The organism is Janthinobacterium sp. 64, from assembly GCF_002813325.1.
Taxonomy (GTDB): domain Bacteria; phylum Pseudomonadota; class Gammaproteobacteria; order Burkholderiales; family Burkholderiaceae_D; genus Janthinobacterium.
This window is the reverse complement of record NZ_PHUG01000002.1, coordinates 218,317-235,293: the sequence shown is the minus strand read 5'-3', so window position 1 is coordinate 235,293 and position 16,977 is coordinate 218,317. Positions and strand designations below refer to the sequence as shown.

15 protein-coding genes and 1 pseudogene are annotated in these 16,977 nt (G+C 57.4%); 6 read left to right on the top strand and 10 right to left on the bottom strand.

All coding sequences use genetic code 11. The features are described 5' to 3' along the window. Positions 1-4 precede the first annotated feature (4 nt). Positions 5-277: a hypothetical protein gene (locus CLU91_RS28650; RefSeq protein ID WP_157814869.1), complete on the bottom strand. Its 273-nt coding sequence runs from the start codon at positions 275-277 to the stop codon at positions 5-7. 692 nt (positions 278-969) lie between these two features. Between CLU91_RS28650 and CLU91_RS27400 the strand changes: the two genes are divergently transcribed. Continuing rightward, entirely contained in the window at positions 970-1,353 is a 384-nt protein-coding gene (locus CLU91_RS27400; protein ID WP_100877074.1) for a helix-turn-helix transcriptional regulator, read from the top strand. Positions 1,354-1,356: 3 nt separating this feature from the next. Next, complete coding sequence (locus CLU91_RS27395; RefSeq protein WP_100877073.1) at positions 1,357-2,694, top strand: type II toxin-antitoxin system HipA family toxin; 1,338 nt, start codon at positions 1,357-1,359, stop codon at positions 2,692-2,694. A 414-nt stretch (positions 2,695-3,108) separates the two neighbouring features. Here CLU91_RS27395 and CLU91_RS27390 read toward each other — a convergent pair whose 3' ends face one another. Together CLU91_RS27390 and CLU91_RS28645 are read right to left on the bottom strand one after the other, a co-directional pair. Further along, positions 3,109-3,474 (bottom strand): hypothetical protein, encoded by a 366-nt coding sequence (locus CLU91_RS27390; RefSeq protein WP_100877072.1) that lies wholly within the window; start codon positions 3,472-3,474, stop codon positions 3,109-3,111. A 163-nt stretch (positions 3,475-3,637) separates the two neighbouring features. Beyond that, positions 3,638-3,976, bottom strand: a complete 339-nt coding sequence (locus tag CLU91_RS28645) for a hypothetical protein (RefSeq protein WP_100877071.1) — start codon at positions 3,974-3,976, stop codon at positions 3,638-3,640. A 56-nt stretch (positions 3,977-4,032) separates the two neighbouring features. On the opposite strand from CLU91_RS28645, the gene CLU91_RS27380 reads away from it, so the two are divergent. Beyond that, positions 4,033-4,908, top strand: coding sequence for a DNA-binding protein (locus tag CLU91_RS27380; protein WP_100877070.1), 876 nt, complete (start codon positions 4,033-4,035; stop codon positions 4,906-4,908). 310 nt (positions 4,909-5,218) lie between these two features. After that, a complete protein-coding gene (locus tag CLU91_RS27375) occupies positions 5,219-5,536 on the top strand; it encodes a hypothetical protein (protein WP_100877069.1) in 318 nt (105 codons plus the stop codon). A gap of 299 nt (positions 5,537-5,835) precedes the next feature. Here the strand turns inward: CLU91_RS27375 and CLU91_RS27370 are convergent, their stop codons facing one another. Together CLU91_RS27370 and CLU91_RS27365 are read right to left on the bottom strand one after the other, a co-directional pair. Then, the gene (locus CLU91_RS27370) at positions 5,836-7,086 is read right to left on the bottom strand and encodes a tyrosine-type recombinase/integrase (protein WP_100877068.1); all 1,251 of its coding nucleotides are present in this window, start codon (positions 7,084-7,086) and stop codon (positions 5,836-5,838) included. Then, positions 7,083-7,883: a hypothetical protein gene (locus CLU91_RS27365; protein ID WP_100877067.1), complete on the bottom strand. Its 801-nt coding sequence runs from the start codon at positions 7,881-7,883 to the stop codon at positions 7,083-7,085. The genes CLU91_RS27370 and CLU91_RS27365 overlap by 4 nt, the downstream gene beginning before the upstream one ends. A 1,792-nt stretch (positions 7,884-9,675) precedes the next feature. Here CLU91_RS27365 and CLU91_RS27360 point away from each other — a divergent pair. Further along, entirely contained in the window at positions 9,676-11,229 is a 1,554-nt protein-coding gene (locus CLU91_RS27360; protein WP_100877066.1) for an NF038129 family PEP-CTERM protein, read from the top strand. A gap of 38 nt (positions 11,230-11,267) precedes the next feature. Next, positions 11,268-12,509, top strand: coding sequence for a YfaP family protein (locus CLU91_RS27355; RefSeq protein ID WP_100877065.1), 1,242 nt, complete (start codon positions 11,268-11,270; stop codon positions 12,507-12,509). Positions 12,510-12,745: 236 nt separating this feature from the next. On the opposite strand, the gene CLU91_RS27350 is transcribed toward CLU91_RS27355, so the two are convergent. The 5 genes and pseudogenes from CLU91_RS27350 to CLU91_RS28855 all read right to left on the bottom strand — a co-directional run bounded on the left by CLU91_RS27350 (position 12,746) and on the right by CLU91_RS28855 (position 16,299). After that, a complete protein-coding gene (locus CLU91_RS27350; RefSeq protein ID WP_100877064.1) occupies positions 12,746-13,237 on the bottom strand; it encodes a transposase in 492 nt (163 codons plus the stop codon). Between the two features lie 74 nt (positions 13,238-13,311). Then, positions 13,312-13,473: pseudogene (locus CLU91_RS28860) on the bottom strand (transposase); the annotation flags it as partial. 6 nt (positions 13,474-13,479) lie between these two features. Further along, positions 13,480-13,821, bottom strand: a complete 342-nt coding sequence (locus CLU91_RS28130) for a hypothetical protein (protein WP_157814867.1) — start codon at positions 13,819-13,821, stop codon at positions 13,480-13,482. 1,569 nt (positions 13,822-15,390) lie between these two features. Further along, positions 15,391-15,525: a hypothetical protein gene (locus tag CLU91_RS28750; RefSeq protein WP_269800660.1), complete on the bottom strand. Its 135-nt coding sequence runs from the start codon at positions 15,523-15,525 to the stop codon at positions 15,391-15,393. 357 nt (positions 15,526-15,882) lie between these two features. Further along, on the bottom strand, positions 15,883-16,299 hold the full coding sequence (locus CLU91_RS28855) for an RRXRR domain-containing protein (RefSeq protein ID WP_442906617.1): 417 nt from the start codon (positions 16,297-16,299) through the stop codon (positions 15,883-15,885). Between the last annotated feature and the right edge of the window lie 678 nt (positions 16,300-16,977).

Sequence of the window (16,977 nt, the reverse complement as noted above, 5' to 3'; positions counted from 1 at the left end):
CATATCATTGATCTTTGAGGGGATCGTCCAGGAAGAAAAGCACAATGACCGCAGCGTTCTTACCGCTAGCGGGGGGGTCGGCAATACCGTCCGGGAGCAATCCACCGCTCTCAAACAAGGTATCCAGACTTTTCTGCAATTGTTTAGGTAATTTTGAAAATTTTCTGCATTTGAAGATGGGCACTACCGGGAGGCTGGATATTTTTATTGGCAAAGACGCTCTCGACGGGCGATGTTCAGGCGATCGATATCCTGCCTGGCACGCGATGGATTCCATGATTGTTGCCGCGCGCAGCCTGGTGATCAAGCAAGGCTTGCCGACAACCTCCAACTCTGGACCCTCGCGGCTGAAATTCCAATGGTTTGAAACGTGCCGCTTCCTAGCTGTGTGTTGCCATCATCTAACAATACGATGACCAGCTCAAGGCGGCTCAGACAAGACGGGGACGGTAATCCCCCCGCCAAATGATCGCGTTTAAAAGTAGAATTTTCCCAAACTCAGATTTTTGAAAGAATGTAATGGACGCCTCCCGCCTTCGGTCTACTAAGCAAGAAAAACCGCTGAGTGCCGAATAGAACCAAGCAAGGAACGCTAGCCGATGGCGTCAAAGTGAACAGCTGATCATACTCAGCGTTGGACACATTCATATGCATGCTAAACGGTGAGAGGTTGACGTCATGCAGATCGGTGAAAACGCTCAGTAAATACCGCAAGGCTGACACTGACTATAAAAACAGCACCTGTCCGTCAACCATGCAGTTTGCGCTTTTCAGGACAAGGTCAATAAGTTATACACATGCTTGTGCACCGAAAGCGGGGATAACTTCATGAGGCGAATATACACAACAGAAATAGCATTCCAGCAGCACAAAATACAGCTAAGGTACTGTAAATTCAATATACAAGTTAAAGGTTGTATTTAATATTTACAATGTATATACTGTGAAAAATACAGCCGGAGTTACCTCATGCGCTATCCAATCCGAACACTTCAGCAAATACGTCCCCTGCTGGTCAGCTTTCGCAAGCAAGCCGGCCTGACGCAACAAGCTCTGGCAGAACAGCTCGGCATAACACAGCAAAGTTACGCGCAAATCGAAGCCAATCCCGCATCGACCAGTGTGGAACGCCTCTACCTGGTACTGCGCCTGCTCGGTGTCGAACTCGTACTAGCCGACAGCAACGAACCAGATCAGCCCGACGACATGCAGCCCTCCTTTCTAGGCACGCCCTTAAGCGCTCCTGCCCTGCCCCGCCCAACAAAGGCCGGCCCAAACGGCCCCAAACAGGTCAAAGGAATACAGGCGCCGGCAAAAATCACCCCGCCGTCGGCGAAGAAAGAGATTTGGTAATCCATGGGAAGAAAAGCACATGCGCAGCGTCTCAATGTCTGGTTGAACGGCACCCCGGTGGGATTTTGGGACGCCATGCCCGGAAAATACGCATTCACGTATTTCGATTCATGGCTAGTCGATGACGCCAGCAGGCCGCTCTCACTCTCGATGCCATTCAAGCCGCACAACGAGGCGTACCGCGGTCCCATGGTGCAGTACTACTTCGATAATCTGCTCCCCGACAGTGACCAAATCCGCCGCCGCATGGCCCTACACTTCCGAACCGAAGGCATCGAGCCATATCAACTGCTAGCGGCTGTCGGGCGCGACTGCGTTGGCGCGATCCAGCTGCTCCCGCCAGATGAACAGCCCGTTGATCTATTTTCGATCACTGGTGATGTACTGGATGCAGCCGGCGTCGCCCGCCTATTGCGCAACACGCTCGCCGACACCCCATTCGGCCAAGCTGAAGACTACACCGATCTGCGCCTGTCGATCGCCGGCGCGCAGGAGAAAACGGCCCTTTTATGGCATCAAGACCAATGGCACCGGCCAACTGGGAATACCCCAACGACCCATATCGTGAAATTGCCAATGGGATTGGTGGGTAACATGCAGGCGGATATGCGCACCTCCGTCGAAAATGAATGGCTCTGTTCGCACATAATGCGGGCCTTTGGACTACCCACAGCCTCCTGCACGATAGAGACTTTCGATGGCATGAAAGCGCTGGTCGTCGAGCGTTTCGACCGCCGACGCGCACAAGACGGCAGTTGGATCGTGCGTTTGCCACAAGAGGACTTTTGTCAGGCCACAGGCACATCGCCGCTGCAAAAGTACCAGTCCGATGGCGGACCAGGGATCACACAGATCATGGACATTCTGCTCGGCTCGACACAAGCGGAAATCGACCGGGCGCGTTTCTTTAAAACGCAGCTCATCTTCTGGTTACTGGCTGCCACCGATGGCCACGCCAAGAACTTTAGTATTTTCCACCTTCCGAACAGTCAATTTAAGGCAACGCCACTGTATGACGTCTTGTCTGCCCATCCGATCATCGGACCTGGTGCGCATCAGCTCGCCCATCAACGCGCCAAGTTAGCAATGGCAGTGCGCGGTTCAAGCAACTACTATCACATCGATCAGATCCAGCGTCGCCATTGGGCGAATCATGCGCGCCAAGTGGGGCTCGGTGCGGCTGCCGCCGAGGCGATAATTGACGAAGTACTCGCCGGCGCCACGGGTGTAGTCGATACCGTGACTGCCCGCCTTCCACAGGACTTCCCCGTCGACATTGCCGAGGCCATTTTCCAGGGGCTGCTGCGCCAATGCGAGCGCCTGCGCGGTATGCCGACATAAACATATTTACTTGCTCACTCGGTGCATCAGGCAGCGCAACGATTGGCAAGCCTCCGCTACATTAAGTGCCGTCCAATGACGCGAGCATCTACCCAGTGAGCGGATGGTTCAGTGCCGATGCGCGATCGATACTGTGGAGCTGCGCCTCGGCGATAGCTCAAAAGTGGCATGGTGCCACTCCTGCAAATGCATCGCTGCCGGAGCCTCAGCGTATCGATATGCAATGCCAGCACTAGTCCGGCTTGACGTGTTTTCCATCCGCAGTATGCGAATGCATTCGATCAGCCCAAGTCGCATCCGTAAAAACCAAAATCCACTGCCACGATCAGCATTGCGCCACATTGCATGACTGGCGACAGCACAGCGTTGATGCAAGCACTTTTTGCCGGCCCAATCCGCATGGCGCGACATACTTCAAGCCACCATCCGCTCCACCTCCAACCAGCCCTGCAGCTGCGACTTCACCTCGATCGCGCTGACGCCCCGCGCAGCATCACATACGATATCCACCATATCGGCAACTGCGCCACCAGCGGAGGTCAGCAGACACATTTGCCTCACCTCGGGATGATGCTCCCGCCAACCACGCACCGTTTCGGCGATGGAACGATCATCTGACGTCAAGACATCGATAACACGCTGTCCAAGCCGCCCTAAGTTTCCCTTGAGCGTCTCGGGCTCCTGCGCTTCCTCCTCTGAGCGCAGAAAAACGACACACACATCGGGATAAGGCACAAGCAGGCTCTCAAGAACAGGCGCCCAGACATAGCGGCGCGTCATCTCTGGACTTCCTTCCGATGCGAACAGTACGCCATTGGAACGAATAAATAACACGCGCGCCCTCAACGGCAACGGATGGCATACAAGTAAGCGCATAGACAACGCATCCTTTCTGGCTAAACATTTTAAGATTGAAACCACTGTACATTAACACAGTTATTTCTTAAAGGCGCGCCGAAACAGCTGAACTCTGCGCATCGTCAAAATACTCCGCTCCAGCCCGCCGGACAACAGTAACAGTCACAGAGGTAAGGGCCAGTAAGTACTCGCTTTCGCCGATGCCGTTGACGGCGAAGAGATCCTCGCTCCGCTGGTACGTCCTTTGGAAACCAAGCACGGAAGCGGCGTTGGCACAACGAACCTGTGCCACCTGCGGCGTTTTGGCGAGGTGTTCGAAACAGAGAAAATTGTCTTCGCGCTGAGTAGACAGTTGAGCTGGCTCCATTTTTGAGGAGCCTTGCCCAGCACACCACCTCTCGGCAATTGCACGAATAGGATTCATAACGTATCATCTGTTACGAAACAAATGATACGTAACAAAATAGACTCAGGATACAGATGCCCCGCCTCGCCACCATCACGCAAGATCACGTCAACGCTATTGCAAACCGTCTGAAATCCACAGGAGCAAAACCGACCGTTCGCCTGATCATCGCCGAACATGGCAGCGGAAGCCCAGGGACAGTACATCCCATGCTCAAGAACTGGGAAAGCGGCCAGCCGCAACAGGCAACGGGCATCACACTCTCCCCAGTCCTGATGCGCGTACTGCAGGAACATTTCGGCCAGGAGGTGGCGCGCGCGACAGCGGAGGTGCAATCACAGCTGGCGAACAGCGAAGAAACGGCTGCGGATCTGGCGCGAGAGAACAAGCAAATAGCGGAGCGGCTTGAAGAGCAAGAGGACAATATCGGTCAGCTCATGGACGCCAACGCTGCCCTCCAGGGCCGTATCGACCAACTGGAACGCGACCTGGCAAACGCGCGGGAAGAAGCCCTGACGCAACGAGCTGGCGCCGAGCGCGTTCACACCGAACTGGCCAAGCTGGAAATGCGGCTGGAAGCCATGCCGCGCCTAGAAGCCGACCTGGCTTCTGCAAAAGCCGAGTCAGAGTCTGAACGGCGTGCACGTACCGCTGCCGAGCAAACGGCAGCAGTTAGCACCGCCCAGCGGGAGCATTTAGCCGAGCGTGTAACCGAGAATAAGCTGCGCATCGAGTCCCTGGAAGGTCAGTTAACCACCAGCCAAGAGCGGGAGCGCCGCCAGGTCGCCGAACTAACATCGACACGCGTGGCCATCGAGGCGGGCAACGCACGATTGGAGCAAGCAGAACGCACCATCAGTTCGCTCAGGGAAAACCTCGCAGCCTCGCGCTCCAGCGAGCGCCAGGCAATCGAGACCACGGCTGAATTGCGCGGCAAGATCGCGGCCTGACTAGGCCTGATACTGGCATAAATCGATGCACATCGGAACGCCAGACATCACACCCAGGAAAACCCAAAACCGGGGCAGCTAATCAGCGCTGCAATCTGAAGTAACTTCCACCAGGGATAGCGGCGCTAACGCACTCACTTTGCAGTGGCGTCAGAATTCGACGATCATGTTGTTTAGCTGTAACTGCTCGATTAGCTGCGCAGCTAAGCAAATACAAATGCATAAAGGAAAGCGACCAGCACGTCAGAGGCTTCAACGGGGACGCTAGCGAAAACCAGTCTGATAAAGAACAAACTAAAAGGGCATAGCCATGAACGTAAAAACCGAAATCAGCAAGTTTCACGCTCTGCTGTACCTTGCCGGCATGCGGTTCGATGTGGACGATGAGATCGCCTATCAAAAACGGCTCTTGCTCTCTCTAGGGGCAGCCCCTGATGAGGAAATCCACAATCGAGATGCGCGCAAATACATCTCGACCAGTCAAGCAGAGGTAGCACTAGCGTCCGTGCGACAAGGAGCCATGCTTGCTGAAGTTCCGCTTAAAAGACAACCCCATATTAGCCAAAGCAAATACAGCCCAACTCCAAAGGAAATTTCCGCAGCCTACTTGCGCGCCCGCGGCAAGTAAACATATGCGCACATTTTCGGCGCAACGCACGGCGCATGAGTCGGCTGACGATTGCTGCTCGCAGTATCAACACCAGCTATTGCCTCGCTGTCGCTCCAGACCAACGTGCAGGGATGCTGCGTACCTGCCAGGCGGGGGAAGAATGCCAGCCACAACAGACGTACCCGCAAAGAAAATCATGCGCCATATCCGGCAGTTGCCGAAACAATGGACAGTGCACCGCGCCATGTAGTGACAGGCGACGCACAGGCAATCCCTGCCGTCTGACAGACATACCTCTGCCGCCGCACGCACGAAGACTAGCCGGCGCCTGCCGGTATGGGCACTGCGTCAACCTCGGCCAATACTCCCGGCCGGCGCCGCTCCCAAGCCCTGATTTGATCGAGCGCACCCTGCTCCGTGTAGATCATGGTGGTGTCGACACTGGCATGGCCCAGGGCGGCGGCGACGTCCACCACACTGTGCCCATGCAACAACGTCGCCTTGGCGAAGGTGTGCCGCAGCCAGTGCGGCGAGGCCTTCAGCAATTCAGTGGCGGCATCGTGCATGCCGTCGCGCTGCAGCACCTGCGCGGCATCCGTGATCCGGCCCTTGACGATCTTGTAGAGTCCCTGCCGCGTGGTGACGCTGCCCCAGGCGCCAAAGAAGCGCCGGTCGGCCGCGCCCTTGACGGCACGGGCGTTGATTGACAGCGGCCGGGTGCGCGGAGACAGCACGATGGGCTGCACCTCGTTTGGAGCGGGCAGCGCTGGGAGCCCGAAACCCAGCCGGTAGGCGATCAATGCATCCATTGCCACGCGGGTGAGCGGAATCGAACGTTCATTGGCGCCTTTGGCATCCTCCTCGTCGACGCGCACCACCCAGTAGGTTTTACCCGCTTCCGGATCGCTCAGCGCATACACGGCCCCCATGCTGGCACCCACCAGTTCTGATGCGCGCAGGCCCGTTTCGCGCAGGAAGACCAGGACAAAACGGTCACGCAAATGCCGCTGATACGCCACCTGCCCCTCGTCCCGCTGGCGCTCCATCACGCCCAGCACCAGGTCATAGATGTCGGGTGCAATCGACCGGCTGGTGTCCAGCCGGCGCGGCTTCGGTGTCCGGGTGAGTATCATGGGATTGACGCGCAGGTAGCCGGTGCCATGGAAGGCCGTGAACATCGCGCGCGCAAAACGCATGATGTCGGCCTGGCTGCTTGGTGAAGGCTGTTTGCGGAACGGCGTGTAGCCCATGTCGCCAGCGCGCGCACCGCGCGCCGAGATGGCCCGCGCCGGCAGCGCGCTTAAAAAATCGCGGAACGCCTTAACGTCCGGAATCGTCCAGCGCGACGGCGGAAGACGGGCGATCTGCTCGCAGTACCAGCGTAGCTTGGCCAGGTGAAAACGGTACGTCGCCAGCGTTTCACGGGAACTGTTGCGGCTATTATCGGCCACTTCACCTAGCCAGATCTCCGCTGCTACCCAGTCGTCGCTGACCGCGCCGAACAGGTGCGCAGGCGGCGCCGTACTCGCCAGCGCGTCCTGCGATCCATAGCTGGTCAGCTCGCTCATCGGACGGGGCCGCCATTACGCTGGCCGGGAATCGGCGCGCCATGCCGGTAGGCGATCTGGCGGAACGTCTCCAGCGTCGCCTCCTGATCCTTCAGCTGCTGCACCAGATAGGCATTGTTCTCCTTGACCGCGCGCGTCTCGCCACGCACCTCATCCATCGCCCGCAAAGCAAACTGGCGCATGTCCTGCAGCGCCTGGGGCAGCTGCTCGTTCGCCTGCGCCTGCTTGGCGGCCGCAGCCTGGGCCAGCGCGAGCTGCTCCTGGTAGAAGGCAGCCTGGCTTTGCACCACTTGTAACTGCGCTACCAGGCGGGCGGCCGTTTCGCGCGCGCTGGCCAGCTCCGCTTCGGTACGCTCCAGCCGTTCGCGCAGGTAATCGGCATGCGCACGGTGCTGCTGCAGTAGTGCCTCGGTGCCATCCTGGTCACGCCCGCTGCCGGCCAGCGCCTCCTTCACTACCTGGCGCAACAGCTCGGCCAGTGGTGCACCGCCCTCACCTGCCTGGCCAGTGACTGCGGCAACGGCGGGAACCAGGGCCAGGCGCTGTTCCAGGGCAGTCTTTTCGGCAGCCAGGGTGGTGGTTGACGGCCGGCGCTCCGGTGCATAGGCCGCCAGCAGGCGCCGGTACACATCCGGACCATAGGTGCGACCGGTGGCGCTGTGCACAGCCGCGACAAAGTCGCGTACAAACGGACGGTGGTTGCGCAGGTCATTGGCGTGGCGGGTCACGATGGCAGGCAGCAAGGCCAGCAACGCGCGCGCCTCATCATCGGCCAGGCTGAAGGACGGGCGGCTCATGGCCTGCCCCCATGCCCGGCGCGGTAGTGCAACGGCGCGCCTGTGGCGAGCACGCCATTGTGCGGCGTCGCACGGGCCACGTGCGCCAGTGGCAAGGGCTGCAAAGGGACATCGGACAACATCATGCGCTCCCGCGTCGAGGTAGGGGGCCAGCTGCGACAGCGCTGACGGGCGCCGCCAGGACTGGGCGGACTCAGGGCGGGCGCCAGGGCGCCGCGTGACAGGTAGTTTAACCGGTATAAAGATACCTGTAAATATCATCTAGTTTACTTAGCAGCGATTAAGTAAACGAATCCAATGCATCGGCCTCAAATGCTATTTGGGCGGCCATTTGACTAAATATGTTCCCATATTGTGACTAAATTTGTTCCCGCCCCCTTGGGACACTTTGAGGCACACTATGTCCCTCAAGCATTGTGGAATCTCAACATACAGGAATGCATTCTCCAAAAATTGACATTCACTGAAAGGCTCTTGGCGCCGCTGGTGCAGCATGCCGATCGACAGACGGCGAACCTCATGCGAATGCAAGCGCTGCTGGAAGGGCGCACTAGGTGCGCCCCATCACTTACCAGCTAGCTGGCCAGTGACGTGGGGCGTATGCCCCTTAAGCGAACCCGGTCCGGGAGAATGGCAAGCGGCCAGGCCGTTACCGGACGCGGCGCGGTCGATCGCCAGCCACAGCAGCGGCCAGCTGGTGACGGCGCACCGTTCTTGTGATTGCGGCCGCTGCGGGCATGCTGGCGACACCAGCGCGTTCCTGCGGTACGCTGCCCCGCAGGTGGATACTCGCGCCGCCTCGAGGTGCCGCGCGCGCCTGCTGCTAGTGGCGTGCCCTCGCCCACCGGCCAGTTTGCCAGCGCCGTGGATAAATGTTGCGCATGAGCCCTGGGCGGGCCCGGCCCGAGAGGCTGGCCAGCGGCCAGGCCTTCATCGGGCGCGGCGGAATGTTCGTCAGCTGCTGACGGCGCTGCAACGGCACCGGCCAACTGGTCGACGTCGCAACCGTTTTTGAGATTGCGACCGCCACGCGCTTCGGGCGTTCTGGCGCCACCAGCGCGTGCTAGCGGCACGCCGCACTGCAGGTAGAGCTTCCCTGCCTGGACGCGCCGCGCGCGCCTGCAACACCTGGCGGTGCATACCAGGTGTGCGTCCTCAACCACCGGCCAGTTGGGCAGCAAAGTGGGGCTGTTTGCGTATGCATCGGGCCTGGTCCGGGAGGCTAGCCAGCAGCCTGGCCGTCAACCGCAGCCGGCTGCCGCCACTGCACCGGCCAGCAGGTCAACGGCACAGGCCTTTTATGGGAGACAGCCACACGCGCCACAGGCATGCTGGCACCACCGGCGCGTGCCAGCGGCAGGCCGTCACCGGGCGGCGTGCCTGATTTCCTGCCGCTACACGCCACCGCTGTCGGCGCCGACAAGGCACCATCTGATCAACGGCGTCAAAGGTAACCAATTGCGTCCGGGCCCGCAACAGCGGACACGCGATGCCGCGCAATGACTTGACACCCGAATGACAGGGTGCAAATCACCGCGTTCGATAAATCCGGCACACTGCAGTCAACGTCGTCGGAAATCTTTACACACGCTGCCAACAATTCCCGAAACGAATCGTCGAACGTCGCAACGCAAACAGCAATCTACTGATTTCATGCGACTTTTTCTACATACTGCGACTGCGGCCCACTTCTTGCATTCGAACTGAATACAGGACTACGGCGGCCAGGTGAAGCGGTTCGAGACAGCGCCCTGCTTCGACAGCGCGACGTCGATTCATAGGAGACACAATCATGCTCTTCCTTTTCTACCCGAATGGATCAACTGGTACGCAACGCCGCTGGCCAGCCAGGCGAACAAACCTTGCCCGTAGTCTTGCGGCGCTATCCGTGGCACTGCTCTTCCTTTGTCCCACCTCATGGGCGGCGCCGATTTTCTTGACGATCCACACGCCAGCTTTGCATGGCATCGCAGGTCAACTCGCCTTCAACCTGATCGATGGCGGTGGCCCCACCAACAGCGTTACGATTGCCGGCTTCTCCTCTGACGGAAGCCTCGGCTCCGTGCAGAGTGTCGGCTCCGTGACCGGTGAGCTACCGGCGGCGGTGAACCTATCGGATGGCCAGTTCTTTAGCGAGTATTTGCAGGATTTCGTCTTCGGCACCGCCTTTTCCTTTACAGTCAATGCGACGGCCCATCCTGCCGGCGGCACCGGTTTTCCCGATGGCTTCTCACTATTCCTGCTCGACCCAGTCAGCGGCCAATCATTGATCACGTCATCGGACCCAACCGGCGCCAATGCATTACTTCTATTAAGCATAGGCAACTCGCCACAACTCGTGCTGTATCAAGCTACGGGAGTGGAGATCACTGTGGATGTGGCAGCGATACCGGAACCCGGTACGCTACCGCTCATGGTGGTGGGTCTGCTTGCTGCCGCCTTGCTGGTGTGCCGACGGCGCCGGTCAGTACGTGACAACGTCGTCTCAGCAACGATCAATGTTGTGTTCATCCCATCGATATGGCAGCGCAACGCCAGTGTTTGTGTGCTTGGCATGATAGGTAGTTTCCTCGCAACCCACGCCTGCGCCACAGACGTGACGGCGACAACACATATATCGCGCAGCGCGTTAGTGCTCAACCGTAGCACCGCCACATTCGACAGTGTCGTGACCCTAACTAATACCGGCCAACAGAGCTATGCCTCACCATTACGCTTGATCGTACAAGTCAATCCGAGTGTCGTGTCATTGTCGAACGGGACAGGCGTGACGACCGACGGCAAAGCGTTCATCGACATTCCCTTGCCAACCGGAAATTTGAATCAGGGACAGTCAGTACGTACGACAGTGAAGATCAACAACGTGCCGCGGATACCGTTTACGGTCCAGTTTTTCGCGGACGCAGCAGTAGCCGAACCGCCGGGCCTACCACCCGATCCAGGACCAGGAGGCGAAATTCCGCTGCTCGGAGTAGACAGTGACAGGGACGGCGTACGCGATGATGTGCAACGCTATATCGCCCTCACCTATAGAACAGATGCGAATACGGTAAAGGCATTGCGCGAATTATCCAAAACCTATCAGGCAATGCTCGCAATACCGACCGGTAACGCTGCTGAGGCCAAAGCCATCAATATCAAGGCATGGCGCAACCGCAGTTGCCTGGTCTTTTTATACGGTGCGGTCGAAGGCCACCGCCGTGCCCAAGAGCTCTTTGCTTTGCAATTCAACACGTTGGCCCGTTATCGTATGTGGTCCCGACAGGATGATCTGCTGGCCGGCGAGGTCTTCGAGTCGCCACCGAAAAGTGCAGCGAACTGCGATTTCGCGATCACAGCACGCTAACGCTGTCCTTTACTTCTCTCGATGACTCGGAGGCTGTCATGCTGCGTCTTACATTTCAAACGCTGTCACTGCTCACTCTGCTGCTGACAAGTGGACTAGCACTTTCTCAAACGAGCCCTTCGTGTTCCACCGACCGTGTCGTCTTTTCCATCAACGGGGTGCTGACGAGCGACACCGAAGCACAACAGAATAGTGATGTGCTGATGGAACGCTACCTGGCCGCCAATCCATCCGAAACAGTGCCACCCAGGTTCAAAGTACTGTACAACCCCTCTGGCAAGAAATATGCACGTGGAGCTGGCGGCGCAATCGATTTTATCGAGGTCATCATGCAGCAGACCGGCCTTGGCTTATCCCGAGCAATTAGGATGGTTATGTCCTTGGAGCCGATTCCTGAGCCGCTCAACACGCCGATTACAACTATTTTGAGTGCGGTCGCTGTCATGAACGGCAACCCGGATGCGGGGACTTTGCAGCGGATGCTCAACGGCGTCAATGCCGATATCGATCAAGGCAGCAAGGTATTATTAGTGGCCCATTCGCAGGGGAATTTGTGGGCGAACTCCATACTTGCGCTGACCGTCGATCAGCACCGACGCGCCGCATTGGGCCAGGTTGGCATCGCTGTGCCCGATACGCGCCTGGAAAAATCCTCTGTATCACACGTGACGCTCACCGAGGATTTGGTGATCCGCGCTGTTCCCTTCGCGCTATCTACCACTACCAGCAATGGCTATAGCCTGCGCGACATCCTGACTAGAACGATGGGGCATAATTTCATCAGCGCTTATATGGACGCCAAGCGTCCAGCGGAAAAGGATATTCTGGCGGCCACAAAAAGCTCCTTCGCGGCGCTGACCCCTGTTCCCAACCCAAGCGGTCAGGGACCGTTCACGGTAACGCTAACGTGGGGTGCGCAGCCGGACGTTGATCTGCATGTGTTTGAACCTAACGGCACCCACGTTTACTATGCCAGACAATCGGGCGCCGCCGGCTACCTTGACGTCGACGACACCACGTCTTTCGGTCCCGAGCACTACTATGCAAGCTGTACTCGTATCCTGACAGGCGAGTATCAAGTTGGCGTTAACTATTATTCCGGCAATGGACCTGAAGTAGCCACCGTCTTTATTCAAGCTGGCACTGCTTCGCTTTCGCGTCAGATACCGCTCCCTGTCGCACGTGGCACATCCGGCGACAATAGTCCATTGCCTGTGGCGCGTGTCACGATTCAGCGCAACCTTACAACCGGGGAAATTGAAGGCGCCATCGTGCCATGAAACACCTATCTCGATGACATTGTCTTGACTGATGAATTCGCTTTAGTAGGGGAATGTGGAAATCCAAGGAAGGTGCGGTGAAAGCCTATAACGAGGGGCGGCAAGCGCGCGGCGACGTCAAGCGTTCCATGTTTGAATATTTCAACAGGTCCCCTGTACCATTTTTACTTGAAACACCTACCCGATTCATTTGGAGTGCCGAGCTAGGTCCCAACATGTACACCGGAAGCATCAAATTAGCGTCCCTGCAGATACCGAAAATGCAGCCGATCCAATATCCATTGACGCCCTGCGCCCCGACCCCGAGGTGGCGGCCATTGCCAATCGGCGAGCGTTTCCAAGGCTGAGAATTTAGGGGTAGTCTTGGCATCGTGCAGCGTTCCGGTCGTACCATTACCTGGATGACGAACCACTGCAACGCGAATATGGTGCGCCTGCTCGATGGCATGTGCACATTTCCCGCCATAGGCGCGGTCGATATAGAGCTTGTCCAGGCGAGGGCTCATGCTGCACGCTTGCGTCACCACGGTTGCTGCCGCATCCCGGTCTTGCACGCTCGCGGCGGTGACGGACACGGCGATGATCAGCCCCATGGTATCGACCACGAGATGACGCTTGCGCCCTTTAACCTTCTTGCCTGCATCAAATCCGCTTGCGCGACCTTGTGGCGAGATACGGGTGGACTGTGCATCAATGATTGCCGCGCTTGGCGTACTTGCGCGTCCCATGCGTACCCGCCATTGTTTGCGCAGCCGGACTTGCATCTGTTCGAATACACCGGCGTCAACACAGCGCGAAAACGCCTTGTAGACTGCCCGCTAGGGGGTAAACGACTATCGGGTAACAGCCGCCAGGCACAGCCTGTCCGCAGCACGTAAGAACACACATTGACAAGATCGCGGTGGCTGTAATGCACGGGCGTGCCTCGCTGTCCGGGCATTCCCTCGAACAAATCAGCAACCAGTTCCCATTAGGCATCTGTCAGGTTCGTGCTGTACGGATAGATCGCCTTTCTCCTGTGGGCCGCCGTGTAGCCATATCGCTTGGCTCCCTCGGCTCGCACGGCGACCGTACCGCGTAGTTGCTTGCGCCGTACGACGTCTAACACGCGTAGGACACGACGAATCGTTGCTGCGCACACGCGTAGAGCGCAGCGGTGATGCAGTTCGTCAGCGATTTCCTGCAAGCTGGCCTGGGCGCGTTCTATGACGATATCGTGCAAAACTGCGATATGTTCAGATTTGAACGCTGGCAGTCTGCCGCCAGCACTGCTTGACGGTTCAGTGCCGTCTTGTGGATGTGTCGTTGCCATGGCATGCTCTTCCCACATCGAGATAGCATGCCACAATTTCCTTGTTGATTTGGTCTACACCCTCTAAGGCTTGGCTTGCGGTGGTACATGCACATCGCTCCAGGTCAACGCCCGGTAGCAATCATTTGCAGCAACCCTACATGATCAGCAGACGACACCATCTGCCGGATTTCTGTCAGCGGAGTAGTCAACTACATACTCGGCGATGAGGTTAGGCTGCATTCATAGCGCTTCTGAGCATCTCATGTCTGTGCCAAGCACTGCTAGCGTTATGCTGCACCAGGGCGAGCATGGTTTGTTTCTGCTTGTCGTGCATTGTTTTTCTCCTGGAAGGATTGGCGTGTGAGAAGGATGAGCCAACGTCGAATGCTCCAGCCGTATAACCAGGCTGTTTAGCCTGTTTTACTACAGCTCTAACCACGTCACTCTTTTCTTGAAATGATATTTGATTGGCACCAGTTCCCCTTCCAAGACTCCCTCAAGACGCCGCCGGCCAATGCAGATAGATGGGGCTTTCCTTGATGGCGGTTGACGTTCCTCAGGCGGATTTTAAAGAATTGCAAAGTCATCCACCAGCCGATGGCACATTGACACGCTGAAATACAGCCATCCCTGATATTACTCAGTAATACCGTCTAACTCTTTGATTTAATACAGATTATATCGAAACGGTGTAGCGATAAGCCAGACCAGAGATGACAAGTGAAGGTAGCCCATGGATCACGGGACTGCCCCGCATGGCACATTGAATGCCCGTCCGCGTTTTATTGAGGAAGCAGGCCTCCTGGTTGTATGTTACAAGGCAGAGTGCCTTTGAACGTTGATATCCCCCCTAAAGAACAGGAATTCCTACAGCGCTGCACAATGATTTCCGGGTTGCATCACTGGGACCCGCCTCCGCGAGTGAGCTGATTGCGCCATCTCCCCACAGGCAAACAAGCGCTGTCCTCACTTTATAACATTGATCGCGCTCAATTAATTTGGGTATCCGCAATCGACGCAAAGGAATGACGTCTTCGTCTTCCGATCCGTAAGATGCATTCGGATGGCGCACTATAGTCGCCCTCACACTTTGCCGCCGCTATCCGTCAGCACATCGAGCAACCGCAGACCAGGAACTAGCCATGCCAAACCAGAGATCTTCGCAGCCAATATTCTTAACCTGCCCTGAAAGGCGAGGTTTTGCGTGCAACAGATCAAAGTCACATCGCGTGGTACCTTGCATTACAGAGATTGATTGTATAAAAGGTCCATACCCACACCGCGACATTTGTGATCGGATAACTCGATGTCACCTACCGCTGTCCCGATGCTGCAGTTCAGGAGAGGCTGGCTCCTCAACAGTAGCCGCTATCTGGCCGCGACCACTGTTCTGATGACCTACTGCGCAATTTCTTTGGGAACTCCAATAAAATCAATGAGTTAGACAGTATTACTGAGTAATATTGAAGGAACGGACCGTTGAGCGGTCGCTGCCTCTGTCACCGGTTGTGGGGAAAGTGTCGTTTGCCACACAGAACCGTAACCGTCTGCACGCTGCAGCAGTCGGCAATGTCTGCGCCCGATGCCTTACAACGTCGCGGCGCCGGCACGGCCCGACTGAATGTTGAAATTGCCCGTCATACGGATGGGGATGCGGCCTTTGTGCACGCCCTGGCCCTTGCCGGACCGCACCATCACCAGGTCGCCAGTGCGAAAACCCAATGCGGTCTTCTTCCGCCTCAGGTGCAGGCGCGCTAGAAGCCGAACCGGTGGCGCAGGGTCTTGCAGAGCGGACACGACCCGGTGCAGGTGATGTGCAGGATTGTCCCGTGCATGCCGTGCCCACACAGGCAGCGTCCAGCGCATGCGTCTTGACCAGGCCGAACCGGCTGCGGTTCCACTTCGTGTGCCCGCCGGTTCCCGTCTGAATCCAAAGAGCGGTCTTTTAAGTGTCGCCAGCAGCACGCGCGTGGCATGACGGCGGCCGCATCGCGCAGCGGCATTCTTACCTGGTGCAGGATGCGTGTCAGCCTCGCCGAGGTATTCACCAAGAAGTCCCGGATGATCTGCGCAGCCTTGTTACTGGAGCAGAGTCTGCACGCTAGTGTCAGGTTGCTCACATGGTTCGAGGCGCCGGCGGCACGCATGAATGTGTTCCATCTGCAGCGGGACGACGGTGGCATCACAATAGGCAGAGGTGTGCCCAAATTTTCCATCCAGGTACTCGTGCACTTCGTAGTCGGCAAGCATACCCTGCTGATAGCCGACGCCGCTGATGTACGAATTCTGCGGCAGTTGCATGTCGAAGCACACCAATTCCTGAGCCAGGTGCGCGACCGTTTCCAGGCGGCGTAGCCGGACAACGCATGCCATGGTCGTATCGATGCACGGCTGCTGCCAGTCCGTCGGTCTGCTGCGGTTGTTGAACTGCTGTGAGCGATAGCGAAGATTGTCCCGGCGCCAGCGCCGCGCGGCTGCACGGGCCGAGCAGGGCATCACGGATGGCAGTAACACTGCTGTAGCAGCTGGAACAGGAAATACACTCGGCCACGCCGCTGGCGTCGACAGCGTCTTCGATACGGCAGAGCGCCAGGCTGGTGGTTTTTCTGCCGAAGTCGAACGACAACTGCAGGGGCTGCAAGACGCCTGTTTCTCGAAGACGCTCGGCAAACTGGATATAGAACGGAAACAGCTATGAATCCGCGTACTGCAGCAGGCAATAAGGCTCTCTTCTCGCTTCGGTGTACACGGCATCAAGGACTGCTACCGATTATCCATAACCACTACAACCACGTTGAGTCTTTTGTCGCGTTGCCATGAAAATCCGTAACAGTTTGCACTTACGTGCCTTCCGGTGGAGGTAGCAGATTCACTACCTCGCTCTCCTTGAGAATGTTGCAAGCCGGTATCGGCCGGAGTTGGATGACGCATCCCGGCCTCGGTCTTGCACACACTTGCAACGCAGTACCTGAATTCTCGGGGTATTCGCCTTTCAAGCTACGCCCTTCTGGGTGTGGTAATTGAGAACAAATAACATCGTAGTCTTCGGCAATTGTGAGATGCACATCTATACCTCTATCCTATCTTATGGCGAAAGTGCAGGACTGACTCGCCAGTAAACATGATCGCGCAGCGTGAATGCAAGGACATGGCGATTTCTGGCCTCAAGAGTTT